18 protein-coding genes are annotated in these 18,705 nt (G+C 61.6%); 3 read left to right on the top strand and 15 right to left on the bottom strand.

Annotated features, from left to right (window positions below; all coding sequences use genetic code 11):
* The first annotated feature begins 245 nt into the window (after positions 1-245).
* Together BLX89_RS19770 and BLX89_RS19775 are read left to right on the top strand one after the other, a co-directional pair.
* Positions 246-665 carry a polyketide cyclase gene (locus BLX89_RS19770; RefSeq protein ID WP_075292686.1) on the top strand — a complete coding sequence of 140 codons (420 nt, stop codon included), beginning with the start codon at positions 246-248 and terminating at the stop codon, positions 663-665.
* Positions 649-1,002 carry a VOC family protein gene (locus tag BLX89_RS19775; protein ID WP_075292687.1) on the top strand — a complete coding sequence of 118 codons (354 nt, stop codon included), beginning with the start codon at positions 649-651 and terminating at the stop codon, positions 1,000-1,002. The genes BLX89_RS19770 and BLX89_RS19775 overlap by 17 nt, the downstream gene beginning before the upstream one ends.
* 5 nt (positions 1,003-1,007) lie before the next feature.
* Here the strand turns inward: BLX89_RS19775 and BLX89_RS19780 are convergent, their stop codons facing one another.
* From BLX89_RS19780 to BLX89_RS19840, 13 genes are all read right to left on the bottom strand, one after another.
* The gene (locus tag BLX89_RS19780) at positions 1,008-1,712 is read right to left on the bottom strand and encodes a PAS domain-containing protein (protein ID WP_075292688.1); all 705 of its coding nucleotides are present in this window, start codon (positions 1,710-1,712) and stop codon (positions 1,008-1,010) included.
* 327 nt (positions 1,713-2,039) lie between these two features.
* A complete protein-coding gene (locus BLX89_RS19785) occupies positions 2,040-2,969 on the bottom strand; it encodes a lipid A biosynthesis lauroyl acyltransferase (RefSeq protein WP_075292689.1) in 930 nt (309 codons plus the stop codon).
* 11 nt (positions 2,970-2,980) lie between these two features.
* Entirely contained in the window at positions 2,981-4,009 is a 1,029-nt protein-coding gene (locus BLX89_RS19790; protein WP_075292801.1) for a zinc-binding dehydrogenase, read from the bottom strand.
* Positions 4,010-4,145: 136 nt separating this feature from the next.
* On the bottom strand, positions 4,146-5,429 hold the full coding sequence (locus BLX89_RS19795; protein ID WP_075292690.1) for a beta-ketoacyl-ACP synthase: 1,284 nt from the start codon (positions 5,427-5,429) through the stop codon (positions 4,146-4,148).
* 12 nt (positions 5,430-5,441) lie between these two features.
* The gene (locus BLX89_RS19800; protein ID WP_075292691.1) at positions 5,442-6,641 is read right to left on the bottom strand and encodes a beta-ketoacyl-ACP synthase; all 1,200 of its coding nucleotides are present in this window, start codon (positions 6,639-6,641) and stop codon (positions 5,442-5,444) included.
* Between the two features lie 2 nt (positions 6,642-6,643).
* Positions 6,644-7,123 carry a 3-hydroxyacyl-ACP dehydratase FabZ family protein gene (locus BLX89_RS19805; protein WP_075292692.1) on the bottom strand — a complete coding sequence of 160 codons (480 nt, stop codon included), beginning with the start codon at positions 7,121-7,123 and terminating at the stop codon, positions 6,644-6,646.
* 179 nt (positions 7,124-7,302) lie between these two features.
* Positions 7,303-7,581 carry an acyl carrier protein gene (locus BLX89_RS19810; RefSeq protein ID WP_075292693.1) on the bottom strand — a complete coding sequence of 93 codons (279 nt, stop codon included), beginning with the start codon at positions 7,579-7,581 and terminating at the stop codon, positions 7,303-7,305.
* Positions 7,582-7,712: 131 nt separating this feature from the next.
* Positions 7,713-8,141: a L,D-transpeptidase gene (locus tag BLX89_RS19815; RefSeq protein WP_075292694.1), complete on the bottom strand. Its 429-nt coding sequence runs from the start codon at positions 8,139-8,141 to the stop codon at positions 7,713-7,715.
* A gap of 130 nt (positions 8,142-8,271) precedes the next feature.
* Complete coding sequence (gene cbiB / locus BLX89_RS19820) at positions 8,272-9,252, bottom strand: adenosylcobinamide-phosphate synthase CbiB (RefSeq protein WP_075292695.1); 981 nt, start codon at positions 9,250-9,252, stop codon at positions 8,272-8,274.
* Positions 9,249-10,271, bottom strand: a complete 1,023-nt coding sequence (cobD, locus tag BLX89_RS19825) for a threonine-phosphate decarboxylase CobD (protein WP_075292696.1) — start codon at positions 10,269-10,271, stop codon at positions 9,249-9,251. Before cobD ends, cbiB begins: the two co-directional genes overlap by 4 nt.
* Positions 10,268-11,560: a cobyrinic acid a,c-diamide synthase CobB gene (locus BLX89_RS19830; RefSeq protein WP_075292697.1), complete on the bottom strand. Its 1,293-nt coding sequence runs from the start codon at positions 11,558-11,560 to the stop codon at positions 10,268-10,270. Before BLX89_RS19830 ends, cobD begins: the two co-directional genes overlap by 4 nt.
* Positions 11,557-12,396 (bottom strand): uroporphyrinogen-III C-methyltransferase, encoded by an 840-nt coding sequence (gene cobA, locus BLX89_RS19835; protein ID WP_075292698.1) that lies wholly within the window; start codon positions 12,394-12,396, stop codon positions 11,557-11,559. Before cobA ends, BLX89_RS19830 begins: the two co-directional genes overlap by 4 nt.
* Positions 12,393-12,893: a cobalamin biosynthesis protein gene (locus tag BLX89_RS19840; RefSeq protein WP_075292699.1), complete on the bottom strand. Its 501-nt coding sequence runs from the start codon at positions 12,891-12,893 to the stop codon at positions 12,393-12,395. Before BLX89_RS19840 ends, cobA begins: the two co-directional genes overlap by 4 nt.
* A gap of 227 nt (positions 12,894-13,120) precedes the next feature.
* Between BLX89_RS19840 and BLX89_RS19845 the strand changes: the two genes are divergently transcribed.
* The gene (locus tag BLX89_RS19845; protein WP_425348623.1) at positions 13,121-14,029 is read left to right on the top strand and encodes a TSUP family transporter; all 909 of its coding nucleotides are present in this window, start codon (positions 13,121-13,123) and stop codon (positions 14,027-14,029) included.
* A gap of 9 nt (positions 14,030-14,038) precedes the next feature.
* Here the strand turns inward: BLX89_RS19845 and cobO are convergent, their stop codons facing one another.
* Both cobO and cobN read right to left on the bottom strand, forming a co-directional pair.
* On the bottom strand, positions 14,039-14,677 hold the full coding sequence (cobO, locus tag BLX89_RS19850; RefSeq protein ID WP_075292701.1) for a cob(I)yrinic acid a,c-diamide adenosyltransferase: 639 nt from the start codon (positions 14,675-14,677) through the stop codon (positions 14,039-14,041).
* Positions 14,678-14,679: 2 nt separating this feature from the next.
* A complete protein-coding gene (gene cobN, locus BLX89_RS19855) occupies positions 14,680-18,588 on the bottom strand; it encodes a cobaltochelatase subunit CobN (RefSeq protein WP_075292702.1) in 3,909 nt (1,302 codons plus the stop codon).
* Positions 18,589-18,705 lie beyond the last annotated feature (117 nt).

Here is an 18,705-nt window from a genome sequence, read left to right on the forward strand (position 1 = left end):
ACTCCGCTTCGTGAATGCGTGCATGGGGCCGAGATATGGGAGGTTGGCCGCCCATGCTTTCGCTGACGGAGTTTTGGCATTCAAATCGAGCAACGACAAGCACTTGTTGTCGTTGACAGGGCTTTTCCGCAGGCGCTGATACGCACGTAAAGTTTTTGTGAATATCAGGGGCCGTTGGTGGTTATGTTTTTGAGTGAAAACAATACTATCCGCTCTATATCCGGGAACACGGAATGGGAGGCAGAATGTCCATCATGGAGGCCAGAGTCATCCACGCGAGCATCGCTCGCCCGTGGCATAACGTTTACGCTTTTGCAGCCAATCCACTGACGATGTCGCGCTGGGCGTCCGGCCTCAGCGACGGGCTGCGAAGGGATGGCGACGCGTGGCTGACATCAGGACCATTGGGCGAGGCACGGGTGCGTTTCGCGCCGCCCAATGACTTCGGCGTCATCGATCACCTGGTCACGATGCCGGATGGCCGTCAGGTTAACAACGCGATGCGCGTCGTCGCAAACGGCGACGGCGCCGAGGTGATGTTCCTGCTGCTCAGACAGCCAAGCATGAGCGACGCCGATTTCGAACGCAATGCACAATGGGTCATGAAAGACCTCAGGACGCTCAAAGAACTGATGGAAAGGGATGACCATGGGCCAGAGGGGTAACGATCGCCAGATCGACAACATCGAATTCGTGGTTGCGGATATCGCCCGATCACGCGCGTTTTATGGCGCAGCCTTTGGTTGGTCGTTTACGGATTATGGTCCGGAATACTGCGAATTCACAGACGGGCGACTGACCGGCGGACTGACGACCATGGGTGAAATCCGCAACGGTGGCCCGTTGGTCATCCTCTACGCGGACGATCTTGCGGATGCGCAGGCGAAGGTCGAAAAGGCAGGTGCGACGATCAGCCAGCCTATTTTCTCATTCCCCGGCGGGCGGCGTTTCCAATTTCTTGATCCCGACGGCTATGAACTGGCCGTGTGGTCGGACAAATAACCCACTCAGGCGGCGATCGAACGCCGCCTGTCTGCGATTTCCTGAAGGATGAGAATCGCGCCGATGATCTTGCCGGTGCTGGAGCGACATGGCGTCATGCGGCAACGCACGACAACCGTGCGACTGTCCATCTCCTTGGCGAAGGTGTAATCGACGTTCTCACCCTGGAAGCATTTGTCGAGATTGGGCTTGACCCTTTTCTCAAAGCGCTGGAGGCCCACGAATTCCACGACATGGCGGCCGACGAGATCCATCGGACGCTCTTCAAGCCGCTCGGCATTGGCGGGGTTCGTATAGAGATAGCGATAGTCCGGCGTAATCACCGCGATCCGGTCCGGCATGCAATCCAGGATGGCCTCGTTGAGAAAGCCTTCGTCCATGCGCGCCTTTCGAATGGACGGTACCGTGACGGGATGCGCCTGCAATGCGGTGTATCCCTCGGTACCGAAATAGCGGTCGGCAAGACGAGACAAAGCTTCGCGCTGGCGCAATACGCTGGACGTGTCGTCCACTTCCTTCTGGATAAGATCGAGCACGAACTCAAATTGCAGCCTAGCATCGGATACTGTCGTGGCGACTTCCTCATAGATCGATGTCAGGACCGGATCGATCTCCTGCCCCAGTATCTCCATCACCAGATCGTCACCAGCGCGTGCCGCCTGTTGCAACTGAGCGTATTTGAACCAGAAAAGCTCTATAAGCGATTTCAATTGTCCACCCCATCGCCGCCCCGGTAAATACCATCCCAGCGGCCTCTACACTTTAAAAATTTGCCCTGCTCCGACATGAACGAAGCAGTTGACCCCTCAGCAATAAGTAGCAGTTTACACGCGACAGGGGTGCGTTCAACACCGGCGCTTCGACCTGAAACGTTACCGCAGAAATAAATTAGGTAATTCCGATGTTACACATCTGAGACACGCGCCGATGAAGGCGCGCTAGTGCTGTCGGGAATCACAACCAATGTGGGCAAAGTTGAACTGGTGCCGAACACAACGCAAGGCCGCAATGTGCCGAAATGGTACGCCCGGGATATCTCAATCCTTCAACTGGCGCTTGATGTTCCAGCGATCGTGGTACCAGAGCCACTGGCCGGGATATTCCCGCACCCAGCGCTCCACGGTGTTGTTCAGAAGCTGGGCCATGCCCTGCACATCGACGCCTCCATCGGCGCGGCGCGGAACCTCGATCGCCGGTTCAAGTTCCAGCCGGTAACGGTTTCCCGGCAGACGGATGCAGCGCGCCGGGTAAACATCGCAGTCGAACTGGCGAACAAGCTTGGCGACCAGCGGATTGGTCTTGACGTCCTGACCGAAGAACGACGTGCTCAGGCCCTTGTTGAATTTCTGATCGACAAGGACACCGACGGCTTTGCCGCGCTCAAGCTGGCGGGCCAAGGTGAACGACGAACCGGCATGCGACGGCACGAGATTGCCCATGCGGGCACGGCGAAACTCGAACACCTTCTGCGCGATGTAAGGGTTGTTGGGCGGGCGAAACAGCACGGTGACATCAAGACCGAACGCCGCGCCGGCCACCGGCAGCATTTCGAAATTGCCGCTATGGGCGGTAAAGACGATAAAGGGACGCGGATTGTCGCGCAACTCGACGAACAACGGAATGCCGGACACTTCCACACGACCAGGTTTGCCCTGTTCCGGATCGAAATCGAACAGCTTGTCAAGAAAGACGTATTCCGCCGCCATGCGGCCCATGCCGCCCCAGCTTTCCATCGCGATATCGAGAAGTTCCGGCTCGCTCTTGTTCGGAAAAGCATTGCGCAGGTTCGTCGACATCAGCTTGTGACGCGACGTCTTCGGGCCGACGAAGCGAGCGAAACGATCTGCGAAATTCAGGGCCGCATCCGCCGGCAACAGCTTCAGAACCTGGAGCGGCAGAAATGCTATCTGCGCCAGAAGCCATTGCCGCGCATTGCGCGCGGCAAGCACCAGTCGGGTGAGCAGCATCTTCACAGGGATCAATCCACGCGCAGGATGATCTTGCCGAAGACCTGGCGCGATTCCATGCGCTCCAAGGCGCGGTCGATATCCGAGAAACTCACCTCGGTGTCGATGACCGGATACACGAGGCCCCGCGCCATCTTCTGCATGGCGTTTGCCATGTTTTCCATGCGGCAGCCGAAGGAACCGAAGAGCTTCAACTGCTGCTGGAACAGCATCATGAGGTTCATGTCGGTGGAGACACCCGAGGTCGAGCCGCAGGTGACGAGGCGTCCGCCACGTTTCATAGAGAGCATGGAACCCGCCCAGGTATCCTTGCCGACGTGCTCGAAGACGACATCGACACCCTTCTTCTTGGTGAGCTTGCGCACCACACCTTCGAAGCGATCCGTGCGATAGTTGATGACGTGATCGGCGCCGAGCGCCTTGGCGCGCTCGATCTTGTCATCGGATCCAACCGTGGTGATGACGGTGCAGCCGATCTTCTTGGCAAGCTGGATCGCCGCCGTGCCGATGCCGGACCCGCCGGCATGGACGAGGATGGTTTCGCCGGGCTCGAGCTTGGCGTTGTCGAACAACATATGCTCGACGGTGCCAAAGGTGACCGGCGCGAGCGCTGCAGCGACAGCATCGATGCCCGGAGGGGCGGGCACCAGCAGGCGCGCCGGCAGATTGATCTTCTCCTGGGCGAAGCCATCCAGATGGAAGCCGTGCACGCCACCGACATGTTCGCAGAGATTGTCGCGGCCTTCGCGGCAGGGACGGCAAAGGCCGCAGGTACGGGCGCCATAGACCGAGACGAGCTGACCGGGCAGAACATTGGCAACGCCCGGGCCAATGCTCTCGACCACACCCGAGGCTTCCGCACCGATGACCAGCGGCATTTTGCGCTTGGCGAATGCCATGCCGCGCCAGCCCCAGACGTCAATATGGTTGAGGGCAACGGCCTTGACGCGCAGCGTCACCTCGCCTGGGCCAGGGGCGTCCGGCTCCGGCAGATCGGTGATTTCAAGCTTGCGGTCATCGAGCAGTTGCAGGGCGCGCATGATGTTCGGTTCTTTCTTTATGCGGATCGTCGTCATACCCGGGCTTGTCCCGAGCATCTACCAGCGGTCTTAGAGGGACGTCAGCAGGTCCTCGGGACAAGCCAGAGGACCCCTCACCTCAAAATCAAGAGGCTGTCTATGCCGGTTCCGCGGTCATGACAAGGCTGGCGTTCTGGCCGCCGAAACCGAAGGAGTTCGACAGGACACCGGTAACCTGGCTGTCGCGCTTCACGTTCGGTACGACATCGAGCACGATGGCCGGATCGGGATTCTGGTAGTTGATGGTCGGCGGCAGGGTGCCTGTCAGCATGGTCTGCAGCGAGAACACCGCCTCGACAGCGCCAGCGGCGGTCAGCGTATGGCCGATCATCGACTTGTTGGACGACACCGGGATCGACGGCAGCTTTTCGCCGAAGACGGCCGACATGGAGAGGTACTCCATCTTGTCGTTTTCCGGCGTCGAAGTGCCGTGGGCGTTGATGTAACCGATGCCTGCCTCGTCGATACCGGCATCAGCCAGCGCCGCGCGGATCGTCGCGATCGCAGGGCCGCCGTCCGGCGAAGATCGTGTGCGGTGGAAGAGATCGGCCTTCTCGCCGCAACCCTTGAGGATGCCGTAGACGCGGGCGCCACGTGCGACTGCAGCTTCGAGCGATTCGAGAACGAGGGTTGCAGCACCTTCCGCAATGACGAAGCCGTCACGGTCCTTGGTAAAGGGCTTAGACGCCTTCTCCGGCGGGTCGTTCTGGGTGGAAAGCGCCGAAAGCAGAGCAAAGCGGATCAGGGCTTCCGCACTGACGGACCCATCGGTCGCGACGGTCAGCGCCCGGTCGGTGCGGCCCTGACGGATCGCTTCGACGCCAAGCTGGATGGCCGTGGCACCGGAGGCGCAGGCCGTCGACAGCGTGACAGGCAAGCCGCGGGTGCCGAAGCGGTCGGACAGTCGTTCGGAGATCGAGCCGAACATGACAGCTTCGTGGAAGACCGGATCGGGACGCTCGCGCATGGCGGCAAGGAAGCGGTTATAGGCATCGCCCGGCTTTTCGGACGGGCCGGAACGATCGGCAAGTTCGAAACGGGCACTCCATTCCGGCTCGATCGGCGGGGCCGCGAGGAACAGCGGGCCGTTGAAATCACCGGACATGCCGGCCTGCGCCAGAGCCTCCAGCGTCGTTTCGCGGGCCATGGCGTAGGAGCGCTCGACGGCGTTTGCCGCCGGCAGCTCGATGAAATCGACGGTGCCCGAGATCTTCGTCGACAGGCCTTCGGTTGGGAAACGAGTGATCTTGTGGATGCCGGATGTGCCCGAGGTCAGGGCCGACCAGTTGTCCTGAACCCCCTGCCCCAGCGAGGTAATGACACCCATGCCGGTGACGGCGATGATCGGGCGGCCGAGATGATCCTTGTAAGCGTCGCTCATGGCAGTCGCTCCTTATTCCGCAGAAAGCACGGCGACACCTTCGCCGCGTGCGTGACCGATGGTGGTGACGACAGCCGTTTTCGGCTGGCTCGCAAGCGATTTTTCCGCCGGATCAAAGGGCGGCACCTTGGCACCCGAACCGAGCGTCAGCGCCGCAAAGGCAAGACCGAGCGGGAACTGGGCCTCAAGGCCATGACCAACGAGGCCACTATAGCCGCGCAATGCCGCCTTCGGCAGCTTCGCCTCCACAAACGCCTTTTCACGGGCCGCGAGGTCCGGGAAGCCGGTGGTGCCGGAGAAAACGACGGTATCGGCAGCATCGGCGGCCTTGGCCGCGAGCGTTTCAAGGCGTGCTTCGAGCTTGCCGTCGTCGCGCTTGCCGCGATCGCCGCCAATATCGTCGATGGTCGCGTAGATGCGCGCATTGCGCGCTTCGGCATGTTCGCGCGATTCCAGCACAAGGAAGGCGCCGACCGAGCCGAGGATCATGCCGCCGCTTTCGGGCCGCGACCAGATCGGGCTCCAGCCATCCAGCGCATGGCCCTGGATGGCTTCGATGAGGAGGATCATGTCCAGCCGCTCGGCAGAAAACGCGCCACCGACCAGCGTGTGGGTCGACTGGCCGGCCTTGATGCGGGCGAAGGCGGTCTCGATGGCCGAGATGCCGGCCCCTTCCTCGCCCATGAAGGTACGCGACGAACCGGTGACCTTGTGGACGATCGAGATATTGCCGGCGAGCAGGTTGGAAAGCTGGGCGAGGAACAGCGTCGGGCGAAGCTCGGTCGTCAGCTTCTCGTTCAGGAGCTGTTCGCGGTCGTTGCGCTTCAGAGCCTCGTCGACGATGAGCGAATCGACATTGATATCGCGCTCGCCGCCGCCGGCAGCGACGATCATATCCATGCTGCCGCAGGCTTCGAGGTCATCCTTGAGGCCGGCATCGTCGAGCGCGAGGCCGGCGGAGAAGACGCCGAGGCGCTGCCAGTTTTCCATCTGACGCTGGTCACCGCGCTTGGCGATCTGCTGCGACCAGTCGATGGCCGGCAGGGGATGCACGGGATACGGGGCGAAACGCTCTGTCTCCACGATCACGTCCGGCGCCTTGTCAGCGCTTAGAAGCGCGACATGCGGCTCGATGCCGACACCCTGACTGGTGACTATACCGACGCCGGTGATGACGACGTCGTTTGGAGATTTCGGCTTGACCGGGGACATGGCTACTCCTGTGGCCGTGCGGACAGGGCCTCGAACAGACCCACCTCGCCCGCGCGCTTCTTGACGATCGGGCCGAGCGGCACCTGATCGAAGGGAATGGTACGCAACTTCAACTGCGCATCGCAGATTTTTTTGCCAGCCGATGTGATCTTGGCCTTCACGACGGCAAAGCCCGAACCGTCATGTTCCAGAAACGCCTCGATATCGAGCACCGCTTCCGGCTCGACGAAGGCGCGCATCTTGGCGCTGTCGACGGACATCAAGAGCGGCATGGCGGCAAAATCGGTTGCGGCGAGGACCAGGAAGCCACACGCCTGCGCCATGGTTTCAATCAACAGCACGCCGGGGACGATCGGATAGCCGGGAAAATGTCCCTCGAAGACCGGGCTCTTCGCCGGCACGACCGAACGGGCGGTCAAGGTGCGGGCCGAAAGATCCACCGTCTCGACGCGGTCGATCATCTGGAAATATTCAAGAAGCATCTAGGTCCAACTTGATGGTGCCGCACCCACTGCGGGTCCGGCCGACGACAGCTTTTTCGAAAACAAAACTGGCGCGCGTTAGGCGTGATCACTGCCGTCAAGTAAAAACGCAAATGCCGCCTGTCAAGCGCAACACGCGACAGGCGGCATCGATTGGTTCAAACCGTGCCTTTGGCCGATCAGGCCTTGGCGGCGCGCAGATCGTCGATCTTGGCGCAGAGGTTTTTCAGAACGAAGTATTCCTCGGTCGAGGCTTTGCCTTCGTTGACTTCCTGGGTCCACTGCTCGAGCGGGATCTTGATGCCGAATTCCTTGTCGATCGCAAAGACGATGTCGAGGAAATCGAGGCTATCGATGCCGAGATCATCGATCGTATGGCTTTCCGGCGTGATCGTCTCGCGATCGATCTCGCTGGTCTCTGCGATGATGTCGGCAACCTTGTCGAATGTAGCTGTCACGCCCGTAACCTCTTTAGAATCCGTGTTTGGGCGAACCTATAGGTAAATGACGCGCAAAAGCCAATGGGGTTGCAAGCATAGAGTTTCCGTTTTGGCAACGGTGTTGCCAAAACGACCAAACTCCCGGGAATTCAGCGAGCAATGACGATGCGGGTGTTCTGGAGCCCGGCCTGACGGGTCATGGCAAAAAGCGCGGCGGCATTGTCGGGGTGCAGGCGAACGCAGCCATGCGAAGCCGGGCGGCCGAGGCGCTTCAGGTCAAAGGTCGCATGCACGGCATAGCCACCGTTGAAAAAGACCGCGTAGGGCATCGGCGCATTGTCGTACTTGCGCGAGCGATGGTTTTTGGAAAGCCATTTAGCGCTCCAGCTGCCCTGCGGCGTGACGTAGCCCTTTCGCGCGGTCGAAACCTTCCAGCGGTAACGAACGATACCGTTCTGGGTGACGGTCATTTCCTGCTGCGACAGACTGATTTTGGCAACAAGATTGGCGGCGGATGCCGTGGCGGAATAAAACGGAATAAACAGAACGGCCAAGGCGGCCATAACAACGCGGCGCATTTCGGGTCCCTCTCCTATACTGTGCTCCACATGGAACAGTATAGTTGAGACCTATACAGAAATCAGAATGACAGAGACTTAAGCCGATTGGCAAACGAGGCATTAATAGATTGGGCAACGCCGCCGCAGTCTACAGGACAAACAGGAATGCAGCACACACCAGAACAAGGCCAAGAAGAGCCGCCCCCGCCCCATGGAAAACCGTTACGCCATCCTCGATGTCGAGCAGCGTGGCCACAGGGCGCCCGGCACCGTTGATCATGGGTTCATCCACCCTTGCACCCGCATAGATCCGAGGGCCGGCCAGCTGGATATCGAGTGCACCCGCCATGGCCGCCTCCGGCCAGCCGGAATTGGGCGAGCGGTGCAGGCCATGATCGCGGAAGGCGATATCGAGCGCATTTCGCGCACGGTGACGGCCAAAGCGAGCCCATGCGCCGATTGCGACCAGCAACGCGGAAAGACGCGCTGCCGGCAGATTGGCGAAATCGTCCAGCCGGGCGGATGCCCAACCGAAGGCAAGATATCTGGGGCTCTTGTGACCGATCATCGAATCGGCGGTGTTGAGCATCTTGTAGGCCAGCAGGCCCGGCAAACCGAACAGCGCATACCAGAAGGCGGGGGCGACGACGCCGTCGGAGAAGTTTTCCGCAAGGCTTTCAATCGCTGCGCGGCAGACCGCAGGCTCATCGAGCGTTTCGGGATCACGGCCGACAATCATCGACACAGCCCGCCGGCCACCGGCGAGGCCATCCTTCCGCAACCCCTGAGCCACACGGATCACATGATCAGACAGGCTTTTCTGGGCAAGGAAGACGGCAACCAGAACGACTTCCACAAGCCAGCCAAGAGGACCAAGCGACATCAGGGCATGATGAAGACCTGCCCCGACCAGCAGGCTTGCGGCCAGAAGGAAGAGGATGGTGGCGACGCCCGCCATGCGGCGCTGATAGTCGGTATAGCGGTTGCGGTTGAGCGTCGCATCAAACCAGCTGATGGCATGGCCAAACAGAACGACTGGATGTGGGAAACGCCGCCAGAGCCAGTCAGGGTCGCCGACAAACCGGTCTAGCAGGATGCCGGCGGCAAGGATCATTAGCAGTTCGCTCATGCTGCCCTACCGATTTCGCACAGGGCCTCTTGCAACGCTTGCGCCAGACGCGCATCACCGGCGCCGTCTGGTGTCAGCCCGATGCGAAGCCAGGTCGGGGCATAGTCGAACCTGCGTGTCAGGACATGCTGCCGGCAGAGCGCGGCGTGAAGAGCAGCAGCATCTCCATGCTCGACCAAGGCGAAAAGCGGCGTTCCGCCAATGATGGCAAGCCCTGCATCGCGCAATACGCCCTGGAGTGCGCGGCTTCGCCGGGCAATGAGCGCGCGGGTAGGGCTCATATCCTGCATCATCAGATGCGAGGCGATCACGAGCGCAGGCCCGGAAACAGCCCAGGGTCCGAGCCACTCGCGAAACAACGCGCGCACATCCTGCGACGCGATCACCAAGCCGAGGCGCAGGCCGGCGAGGCCGAAGAATTTGCCGAAAGAGCGGAAGACGATCAGATTGTCGTTCATGTCCACGAACCGGGCAACGCTGCTTTCCGGCGAAGTGTCGGCGAACGCTTCGTCCACCAGCAGAACTGCGCCCCGCGCCGAAAGCTGCGTGGCCAGATCCGCCAGTGCCTCTCGATCAATCAGCCTGCCCGTGGGGTTGTTGGGATTGACGACGATCACGAGGCCATGCTGTGCGGAAACCGCATCGAGATCGGAAATTTCATCGACGACGTGGCCGGCGGCGCGAAGGACGCGAGCATATTCGCCATAGGTCGGGCCGAGAATTGCAACAGGGCTGCCCGCAGGCAGCAGGCGCGGCAGAAGCTGGATCACCGACTGCGTTCCCGGCACGGCAAGCGGCAACGTTGCGCCGCTGCCATAATAATCGCGTGCAGCCTCGCTGGCTGTATCGAGAAGATGGCGGTCCGGCAGGCGGTGCCAGGCCGATTGCGGAATATCCGGCAAGACAACGGGATTGGGATTGATGCCGGTGGACAGATCGAGCCAGTCCGCCGGAGAACCGCCGTATCGTTGCGCGGCTTCGGTAATGCCGCCACCGTGAATGATCGGCGGAAGGCTCACGCTTCACCCCGGTCGATCAGATGCAGGAAGGAGCCGGCCACCTGCCCGCGACGCAGCCCCAATTTACCCAGTGCATTACCGGCCGCATCCGTTGCGGCAAAGAGGCGGTCGGCTGTCCCCTCCGACAGGATCGTGGCGTAATGGAACTCGTGCGTCATCAGGGGGCCTTGAAAAAACAGGTCGTCCAGCGGCTCCGCCCGTCTGTAGCCGAGATGGCGGCGACGTTCGAGGAAGCTGGTTTCCAGCGGCAGGAAACCGAGCATTTCGTAGCGACCGCCATCGGCCGCGACAAGCCCTTCGCCGAGAACCATATAGCCGCCGCACTCCCCGAAAATCCGGGTGCCGCGTTGACGTGCGGCATCCATGCTTGAGCGGAATTCGGTCGCAGCAGAAAGCGTGCCCGCGTGAAGCTCCGGATACCCCCCGGGAAGATAGACCGCGTCGGCATCCGTTGATGGCGCCTCGTCGGCAAGCGGCGAAAAGAAGGAAATCTCCGCACCCTGCCGACGCCAACCTTCCAGAAGATGAGGGTAGGCAAAAGAGAACGCGATATCCTTCGCGACGGCGATCGTCTGACCCAGTGGGGGGATGGTCGCAACCTCCCCCGCATGGCCGCCCCCGGCTGTTTTTGCGGTTGCGATGACGGCGTCGATATCGATACCGGCTTCGACAAGCGCGGCGGCGCCTTCGATGAAGCCGTCCAGCGCAGCATGTTCCTGCGCCTGAACCAGACCAAGGTGGCGTTCGGGCATGGCGAGCCTTGGATCGCGCGACAGAACACCGAGAACCGGCATGCCGATGGCGTCCAGAGCGCCGCGCAGCATGGCGGCATGGCGGTCGCTTCCGACCTTGTTGAGGATAACGCCAGCCACGCGGATGTCATTGCGGTGAATGGCATATCCTCGCACGAGCGCGGCGACCGAATGGGCCATCTTCGCACAATCCACCACGAAAATGACCGGCAGACCGAGAATGGCAGCCAGATCCGCCGGCGAGCCACGCCCATCCATCGCGGCATCGTGCAAGCCCATCATGGCCTCGACGACAAGCGTTTTATCCCCGGCACGGCCAGCCTGAGACATCAGCAAGGATGGGCGCATGGCCCAGGGATCGTAGTTAAAGCAGGTTTCGCCGGAAGCTGCGGCATGGAAGGCGGGATCGATGTAATCAGGCCCCGCCTTTCCCGGCGACAGCGCAACCCCGCGCCGGCGAAGCGCGCGCAACAGGCCGAGCGTCACCGTTGTCTTGCCGGAACCGGAGGCCGGCGCTGCGATCAGGATGCCACTCACGCCGGGTCCTTCAGGAAACGGCCGTCCACGCCGTTGCTCGTCAGCACCCGGCCTTCAAGGGCACCGAGCCAATCGAGGGCGGGCCGCAAACGGATGACCTCACCGACAACGACGATCGCCGGCGGCTCGATCCCGGCTGCCCGAGCGTCTGCTTCCGCCGTTGCAAGCGTTGTTTCCAAAACCTGCTGATGGGAAGTCGCGGCGTTGCAGACGAAGGCGACGGGCTCATCGACGCGACGGCCGGCGGCGATTAGGTTGCGCGCGATCTGGCCGATATGTTTCATCGCCATATACATCACGATCACTGGCGAGCCGCGCGACACGCCCTCCCAATCGATCCGGTCCGGCACAAGACCGGAGGAATCGTGGCCGGTGAGAAAGGTGACGGCGTGATTGACCTCGCGATGGGTCACCGGGATGCCGGCATAGGCAAGGCCGCCGATGCCGGCCGTTATGCCCGGAACGATGCGGAAGGGGATGGCATGCTCCACCAGAGTAAGAGCCTCTTCACCGCCACGGCCGAAGACAAAGGGATCCCCGCCCTTCAGCCGCAGCACACGTTTGCCTTGGCGCGCGAGTTCCACCAGACGCAACGAGATGTCGCGTTGCTTCGGCGAGGGTTTGCCGCCGCGCTTGCCGGCGAATTCGAGCACCGCACGGGACCTTGCGAGCTTCAGGCAATCCTCGTTCACGAGAGCGTCATGCACGATGACATCCGCATGGCTGAGCGCATGGGCGGCATGCAGCGTAAGGAGGCCGGGATCGCCGGGACCGGCGCCGACGAGCCAGACGCTGCCCTTATCGATCGTCGGAAGAGACTGGAAGAGACCGTTCATGACCGTGGCTCCGCCAGAAGCGGCGATGCGCTTGAATCGATTTCTGAAGTTGTCGATTCAAAATCTGAACGCCGACCGGCAAGCACTTGATATGACTCAGCTATTGCCACCGTTGCATTCTGCGATTTCAGCTTCGGAACGATCAACTCCGCCCCTTGCCCGCCACCCGCCAGCGCCGCAGCTTCGGCAACGCCGTGGCAGCCGGTGTGGGCGAAAACGATGGCGGACGGAGTGGCAAGACGGGGGGTCAGAGTCTCAAGCAAAGACGCGGGGAAGACGTGCAGAGGCACGCCGAAATGCCGGGCAGCCTCCATCACGGCCGGCTCACTGGCACGCTTATCGATCGATGTCACAAGCACGACGTCGCCGGCAGAACGGCCGCAACGCTTCAGGGCATCTTCGGCAAGGGAAATCACTTCTGAGGTATCCGTGCCGCGCTCACAGCCGAGCCCGAGAACAAGCCGCGACGAGCGTCGGTTGTTTATCTGCCCTGCCATTCACGCGCTCCCCCACGACATCAGTCAACGACGCGTCCGGGATTTGCGAAGCGAATGGAAAGTCTCAACCGCCCCGACAGCCCCGATGCAAAGCCCCTCCTTCAAGGTCGGCCACATCGGACATCTTTCCGGTCCGCCGGGCGGACGCTATCGCATATCTCTCGGTTTTACCCCCTTGCCCCGGCAGGGTCAAACCGGATTGCGCCATATCCCGTGACAACAGCGGCATGGGCGAAAAAGCATGTCTCTCCAAATATCTAACCCGGAGGAAACGTGATCGCCAATGCTTTGCATCTCAAGGCGATATCTGCCAAAGCACGACGTCCCTTTTGCCCTGCAGAGTCTCCCCCGTGCTCGAACTGACCTACCACATCCTTTTCTTCCTGTTTCTTGCTGCCTTTCTCGCCGGTTTCATCGATTCGATAGCCGGCGGCGGCGGCATGATCACCATTCCGGCCATGCTGCTTGCGGGCATTCCCCCGCTGGAAGCGCTCGGTACCAACAAGCTGCAGTCCCTGTTCGGCTCCGGTTCCGCCAGCATCGCCTATGCGCGCGGCGGCCACGTCAACCTGAAGAGCCAGTTGCCGATGGTGCTGATGGCAGCACTCGGCTCGGTGTTCGGCGCGCTGCTGGCGACCATCGTGCCGGGCGATGTGCTCAAGGTTGTCCTGCCGTTTTTGCTTGTCTCGATAGCTCTATATTTCGCTTTCAAACCAAGCATCAGCGATCTCGATCGCCACAGCCGAATGACGCCGTTTCTGTTTTCGCTGACGCTGGTGCCGGCGATCGGCTTTTACGACGGCGTGTTCGGGCCGGGAACCGGCTCGTTCTTCATGCTGGCCTTCGTGTCGCTTGCCGGCTACGGCGTGTTGAAGGCGACGGCACATACGAAGTTCCTAAACTTCGGCTCGAACCTCGGCGCGTTCGGCGTGTTCATCGCCTATGGCGTCGTGCTCTGGAAGGTTGGCATCGTCATGGGCGTTGGCCAGTTTGCCGGGGCGCAGGTCGGCTCGCGCTTTGCGATGAAGTCGGGCGCGAAGATCATCAAGCCGCTGCTGGTGATCACGTCGCTGGCGCTGGCAGCCCGACTGCTGGCCGACCCGAGCCATCCCATCCGGATCTGGCTCGGATTGTAGAAGGTCAGATTAAAATTCGACACCCTTCTGCCCCTTGATACCGGAGCGGAAGGGATGCTTGATCAATTCCATCTCGGTGACGAGGTCAGCAAACTCGATCAGCTCTTCCTTGGCGTTGCGCCCGGTCAGCACGACATGGGTCATGTAGGGCTTTTCTTCCGTGAGGAAGCGCACGACTTCCGCCACATCGATGTAGTCGTAGCGCAATGCAATGTTGATCTCGTCGAGCAGGACCATGGAATTGCGCTCGTCGAGAATGAGTTCCTTGGCCTTCGCCCACGCTTTTTCAGCCATCGCGACGTCACGGGCACGGTCCTGGGTTTCCCAGGTAAAGCCCTCGCCCAGCGTGTAGAACTGGCAGACATCGCCGAAATGCTTTTCGATCAGGTCGCGCTCGCCGGTTTCCCAGGCGCCCTTGATGAACTGCACGACAGCGCAGGGCATGCCGTGGGCAATGTGGCGGAAGATCATGCCGAAGCCGGCGGTCGACTTGCCCTTGCCCTTGCCGGTGTTGACGATCACAAGACCTTTTTGATCGGTCTTGGTTGCCATGATCTTGTCGCGGGCCGTCTTCTTCTTGGCCATCTTCATCGCGTGACGGGCATCGTCGTGGACGATTTCGGTGCCGGTTTCCTGTTCTTCGCTCATCGTCATCTCCCGTTCATCAATTCCGGCATCGCGCCGGAGAGGCTTGCCAGATCGAAGCGCGCCGAATTGGAGCGCGGCGACCAAAAACCCCTGTCGATTGCACCAAGAAGCCGCGCGCTCATCTCGCGAAGCGCGGCCGGGTTCTTGTCTTCCATGAAATCCCGCACCCGCTCATCCACGATGAAGGCCTGATAGACCGCCTCGAAATGCTGGCTGCGCACCGCCCCGGTGGTGGCCGCAAAGGCGAAGAGATAATCGACCGTCGCCGAGATCTCGAAGGCGCCCTTGTAGCCGTGGCGCATGACGCCGGCGATCCACTTCGGATTGACGACGCGCCCGCGCAGCACGCGGCCGATCTCCTCTTCCAGCGAGCGGATAACCGGTTTTTCCGGCCGGGAATGGTCGTTGTGATAGATCGTCGGGCGGGCGCCACCAAGCTTTTCAACGGCAGCGCTCATGCCGCCTTCGAACTGGTAGTAGTCGTCGCTGTCGAGCAGATCGTGTTCGCGGTTGTCCTGGTTCTGCACGACGGCCTCGATCGAGCCCAGACGGGCTTCGAACAGGCCGCGCTCGGCGCGCCCATCTTCGCCGGCACCGTAGGCATAGCTGCCCCAGGTAAGATAGGCCTCGGCGAAATCCGCACGATCTCGCCAGCCGTCTTCATCCATCAAAGCCTGAAGACCTGCTCCATAGGAACCAGGCTTGGCGCCGAAGACGCGGAAGGAAGCGCGGCGTGTCGCCTCCTTTTCAGCCATACCACCAGCCATAAGCTTTGCTGATTCCGCGCGCACACGGGCGGCGATCATGTTGTCGGCATCATCCTCTCCCAACGCACCCACGGCGCGGACGGCACTGTCGAACAGAGCAATCTGGTCGGGAAAGGCATCGCGGAAGAAGCCGGAGATGCGCAAGGTGACGTCCACACGCGGGCGGCCGAGCACGGCAAGCGGGATGATCTCGTAGCCGGTGACCCGGCGCGACATCATATCCCAGACCGGTTTCGTACCGATCAGCGCCAGCGCCTGGGCGATGTCGTCGCCGCCTGTGCGCATGTTGGAGGTGCCCCAGGCCGTCAAGCCGAAGGAGGTTGGCCACTCGCCATGATCCTGCAGGTAACGGCGGATCAACAGTTCGGCAGACTTGCGGCCAAGCTCGTAGGCTGCCGGTGTAGGAACCGAGCGGCTATCGACGGAATAGAAATTACGTCCTGTCGGGAGCACGTCCGGCCGGCCGCGTGTGGGGGCGCCGGAGGGACCGGGGGCGACGAAGCGGCCGTCGAGCCCCTGCAGCAAGGCCGTCATTTCGGCGCTGCCACAGGCGGTGATGGACGGCAGGATGCGCTTGTGCACCTCGTCCAGAACCGTTGCCGTATTCAGCCAATCCGCCGGGCGCGCTACCGTTCCATCGACCAATTGCAGCGCAATCAGTTCGATGCGCTCGACCGTATCGCCGACCGTGCGCCAGGGAGCATCGGAAACGGCCTGCAAGAGCGGATGCCGCGCCCCGTTCCATGGTAAAGCCATGGGGCAATCGAGCGGATCGAAGGCAGCACCATCATTCTGCGGGCAGGCATCGGCCGCTATAGCGCGGTTGAGGCTCTGATCCCGCCCCTCGCCCAGACCGCGCGGCACGCGGGCGAGCGCGACAGCCAGATCGGTCAGCAATCGACCTTCCGGCGCCACGCCGAAGATATGCAGGCCGTCGCGGATTTGCATTTCCTTGAGGTCGCAGAGATAGGCGTCGAGCTTTTCCAACGCCTTGTCCTCAGCGTCGCCAGCGGAGATACCGGCGTCAGCATCAAGGCCAATGTCTCGGACGAGATCGAGGATCTGGCGGCTGAGCAGCCGAAGCCGGCGCGGATCACCGCCTGAAGCGTCGTAATATTCATCGACGAGCGCTTCGAGATCCTTCAGCGCACCATAGGTTTCGGCGCGCGTCAAAGGCGGCGTCAGATGATCGATGATGACGGCGGCGGTGCGGCGTTTGGCCTGCGTGCCCTCGCCCGGATCGTTGACGATGAAGGGATAGAGATGCGGTGTCGGGCCGAAGATCGCTTCCGGGTAGCAGGTCTGCGACAGCGCCAGTGCCTTGCCCGGCAGCCATTCGAGATTGCCGTGTTTGCCCATGTGGATGATGGCATCGGCGCCGAAGCTTTCCCGCAGGAAGGCATAGAACGCGATATAGCCATGCGGCGGCACGAGGTCCGGCGCGTGATAGGTTTCCTTCGGATCGATATTGTAGCCGCGCGCCGGCTGAATGCCGACCAGTGTATCGCCAAAGCGCGACAGCGGCAGCGCAAAGACATCGGCCAGAATGAAGGGATCACCTTCCGGCTCACCCCAGCGTGCCGTAACGTCAGCCTGAATCTGTTCGGGAAGCGACGCGAAGAAAGCTTTGTAATCCTTGAGAGAATAGGTTTCGCGGATTTCGCGTGTCTTGTCTGCGAAGTTCGTCGGTCCGGCCATCAGGTGGCGCATTAGCGCATCGCCGTTTTCGGGAATATCCGCGATGGAATAGCCGGCTGATGCCATTGCCCGCAGCGTCTCGATGGTGCCGGCCGGCGTATCTAGGCCCACGCCATTGCCGAGACGGCCGTCACGATTGGGGTAATTCGCCATGACGATTGCCACGCGGCGCTGATGCGGCGCACGACGGCGCAGGCGTGCCCAATTGACGGCCAACTTCACGGCGAATCGAACACGGTCATCGAGCGGTTCATGGCCGACAATGTTCGCCTCGACTTTTTCGTCATAGATAGCGGCGGCCTTGAAGGACACGGCGCGGGAGAGAATACGGCCGTCAACTTCCGGCAGCGCCACGTTCATCGCGAGATCGCGTGCCATCAGCCCTTGCGGCGAAGCCTGCCATGCGGCCCGCGAGGAGCCGGAGAAGACCACCTGCAGCACTGGCGCGCCGGATGCTTCCAGCACCGTCGGCTTGCGGTCTGCGCCCGGAGCAGAGACCGCAAAGCCGGTGGCATTCATCACAACATCCGGCGGCGTCTCAGCGAAAATCGACTGAAGCGTGCCGACGGAAACGGCATCCTTGAGGCTTGCGACAAAGACCGGCAGGACACGGACGCCCTCCGCTTCAAGAGCAGAGATGAGAGCTTCGACCGGGCGTGTTTCGCCGCTCTGGACAAGCGCGCGGTAGAAGCAGATGGCAATGAGCGGACGTGTCGAATCCGCAGAGGCAGTACCCCCCTCTGCCCTATCGGACATTTGCCCCTCAAAGGGGGAGATCGGCTGGGGGACGCCTCTCGGCCCAATCTCCCCCCTTGAGGGTGAGATGTCAGCGGAGCTGACAGAGGGGGGTGAAAGCCGCGAATTCACTAGCCCCTTCCAAGCATCAACACCAACAACGCCGTGACCCGGCCACCAGATGCCGGCCTTCAGCAAGGGTGCGGCCGGCTCAGGCTTTTCCGTCCCCCCAACCAGCGCCCCGGCATAGGCAAGGAAACGCGACATGTTGTCGGCGCCGCCTTCGGTGAAATAGGCCAAGAGCGCGTCGCGATCCGCCGCAGCGACCGTTGAGAAATGCTCGATGCCGGGATCGGGCTTTTCGTAGCCCGGCAGCACCGCGATCTGGAAGCGATGGGTCACGGCCGCTGCATGCAGCGCTTCGAGAACGTACTGGAAATAACTCGCGCCACCGAGCGCCCGGACAACGATCAGCCTCGCATGCCGGGCCGTTCGCTCAACGTAGGTATCGACCGACATCGGGTGCTTGAGGCTGAGCAGGCTTGCGACGCGCACGCTTGGCCCGGCATCCCGGCCACGGCAGGCGGCAGCAACCGCCGCAAGCTCCGTATCGGCCGCCGACAGGAACAGGATATCGCCCGGCGATTGGCCGAGATCAATGGCCTCCTCGCCATCGGCGATGGTGCCTTTCTGGGCTAGGAGAAGATGCATTGCATTCTCCAAAAAATCGGAAGCATTGCGTCAGCCGCAGTCTCCCTCTTCTCCCCAGCGGGGAGACGTGCCGAACGCATGTGAGGCGATGGGGGGGTCTTCGCCGCAAACCCGAAG

Source organism: Pararhizobium arenae (assembly GCF_001931685.1).
GTDB classification, from domain to species: domain Bacteria; phylum Pseudomonadota; class Alphaproteobacteria; order Rhizobiales; family Rhizobiaceae; genus Pararhizobium; species Pararhizobium arenae.

Excerpts from the sequence above, each read along its gene's own strand:
- cbiB (WP_075292695.1), bottom strand. The coding sequence starts at position 9,252 with ATGAGCGAACTGCTAATGATCCTTGCCGCCGGCATCCTGCTAGACCGG.
- BLX89_RS19775 (WP_075292687.1), top strand. The coding sequence starts at position 649 with ATGGGCCAGAGGGGTAACGATCGCCAGATCGACAACATCGAATTCGTG.
- BLX89_RS19795 (WP_075292690.1), bottom strand. The coding sequence starts at position 5,429 with ATGAGCGACGCTTACAAGGATCATCTCGGCCGCCCGATCATCGCCGTC.
- BLX89_RS19800 (WP_075292691.1), bottom strand. The coding sequence starts at position 6,641 with ATGTCCCCGGTCAAGCCGAAATCTCCAAACGACGTCGTCATCACCGGC.
- BLX89_RS19785 (WP_075292689.1), bottom strand. The coding sequence starts at position 2,969 with ATGCTGCTCACCCGACTGGTGCTTGCCGCGCGCAATGCGCGGCAATGG.
- cobA (WP_075292698.1), bottom strand. The coding sequence starts at position 12,396 with ATGAACGGTCTCTTCCAGTCTCTTCCGACGATCGATAAGGGCAGCGTC.
- BLX89_RS19805 (WP_075292692.1), bottom strand. The coding sequence starts at position 7,123 with ATGCTTCTTGAATATTTCCAGATGATCGACCGCGTCGAGACGGTGGAT.
- cobO (WP_075292701.1), bottom strand. The coding sequence starts at position 14,677 with ATGAGCGAAGAACAGGAAACCGGCACCGAAATCGTCCACGACGATGCC.
- cobN (WP_075292702.1), bottom strand. The coding sequence starts at position 18,588 with ATGCATCTTCTCCTAGCCCAGAAAGGCACCATCGCCGATGGCGAGGAG.
- BLX89_RS19790 (WP_075292801.1), bottom strand. The coding sequence starts at position 4,009 with ATGCGCGCCCTGCAACTGCTCGATGACCGCAAGCTTGAAATCACCGAT.
- BLX89_RS19815 (WP_075292694.1), bottom strand. The coding sequence starts at position 8,141 with ATGCGCCGCGTTGTTATGGCCGCCTTGGCCGTTCTGTTTATTCCGTTT.
- BLX89_RS19845 (WP_425348623.1), top strand. The coding sequence starts at position 13,121 with ATGGGCGAAAAAGCATGTCTCTCCAAATATCTAACCCGGAGGAAACGT.
- BLX89_RS19840 (WP_075292699.1), bottom strand. The coding sequence starts at position 12,893 with ATGGCAGGGCAGATAAACAACCGACGCTCGTCGCGGCTTGTTCTCGGG.
- BLX89_RS19770 (WP_075292686.1), top strand. The coding sequence starts at position 246 with ATGTCCATCATGGAGGCCAGAGTCATCCACGCGAGCATCGCTCGCCCG.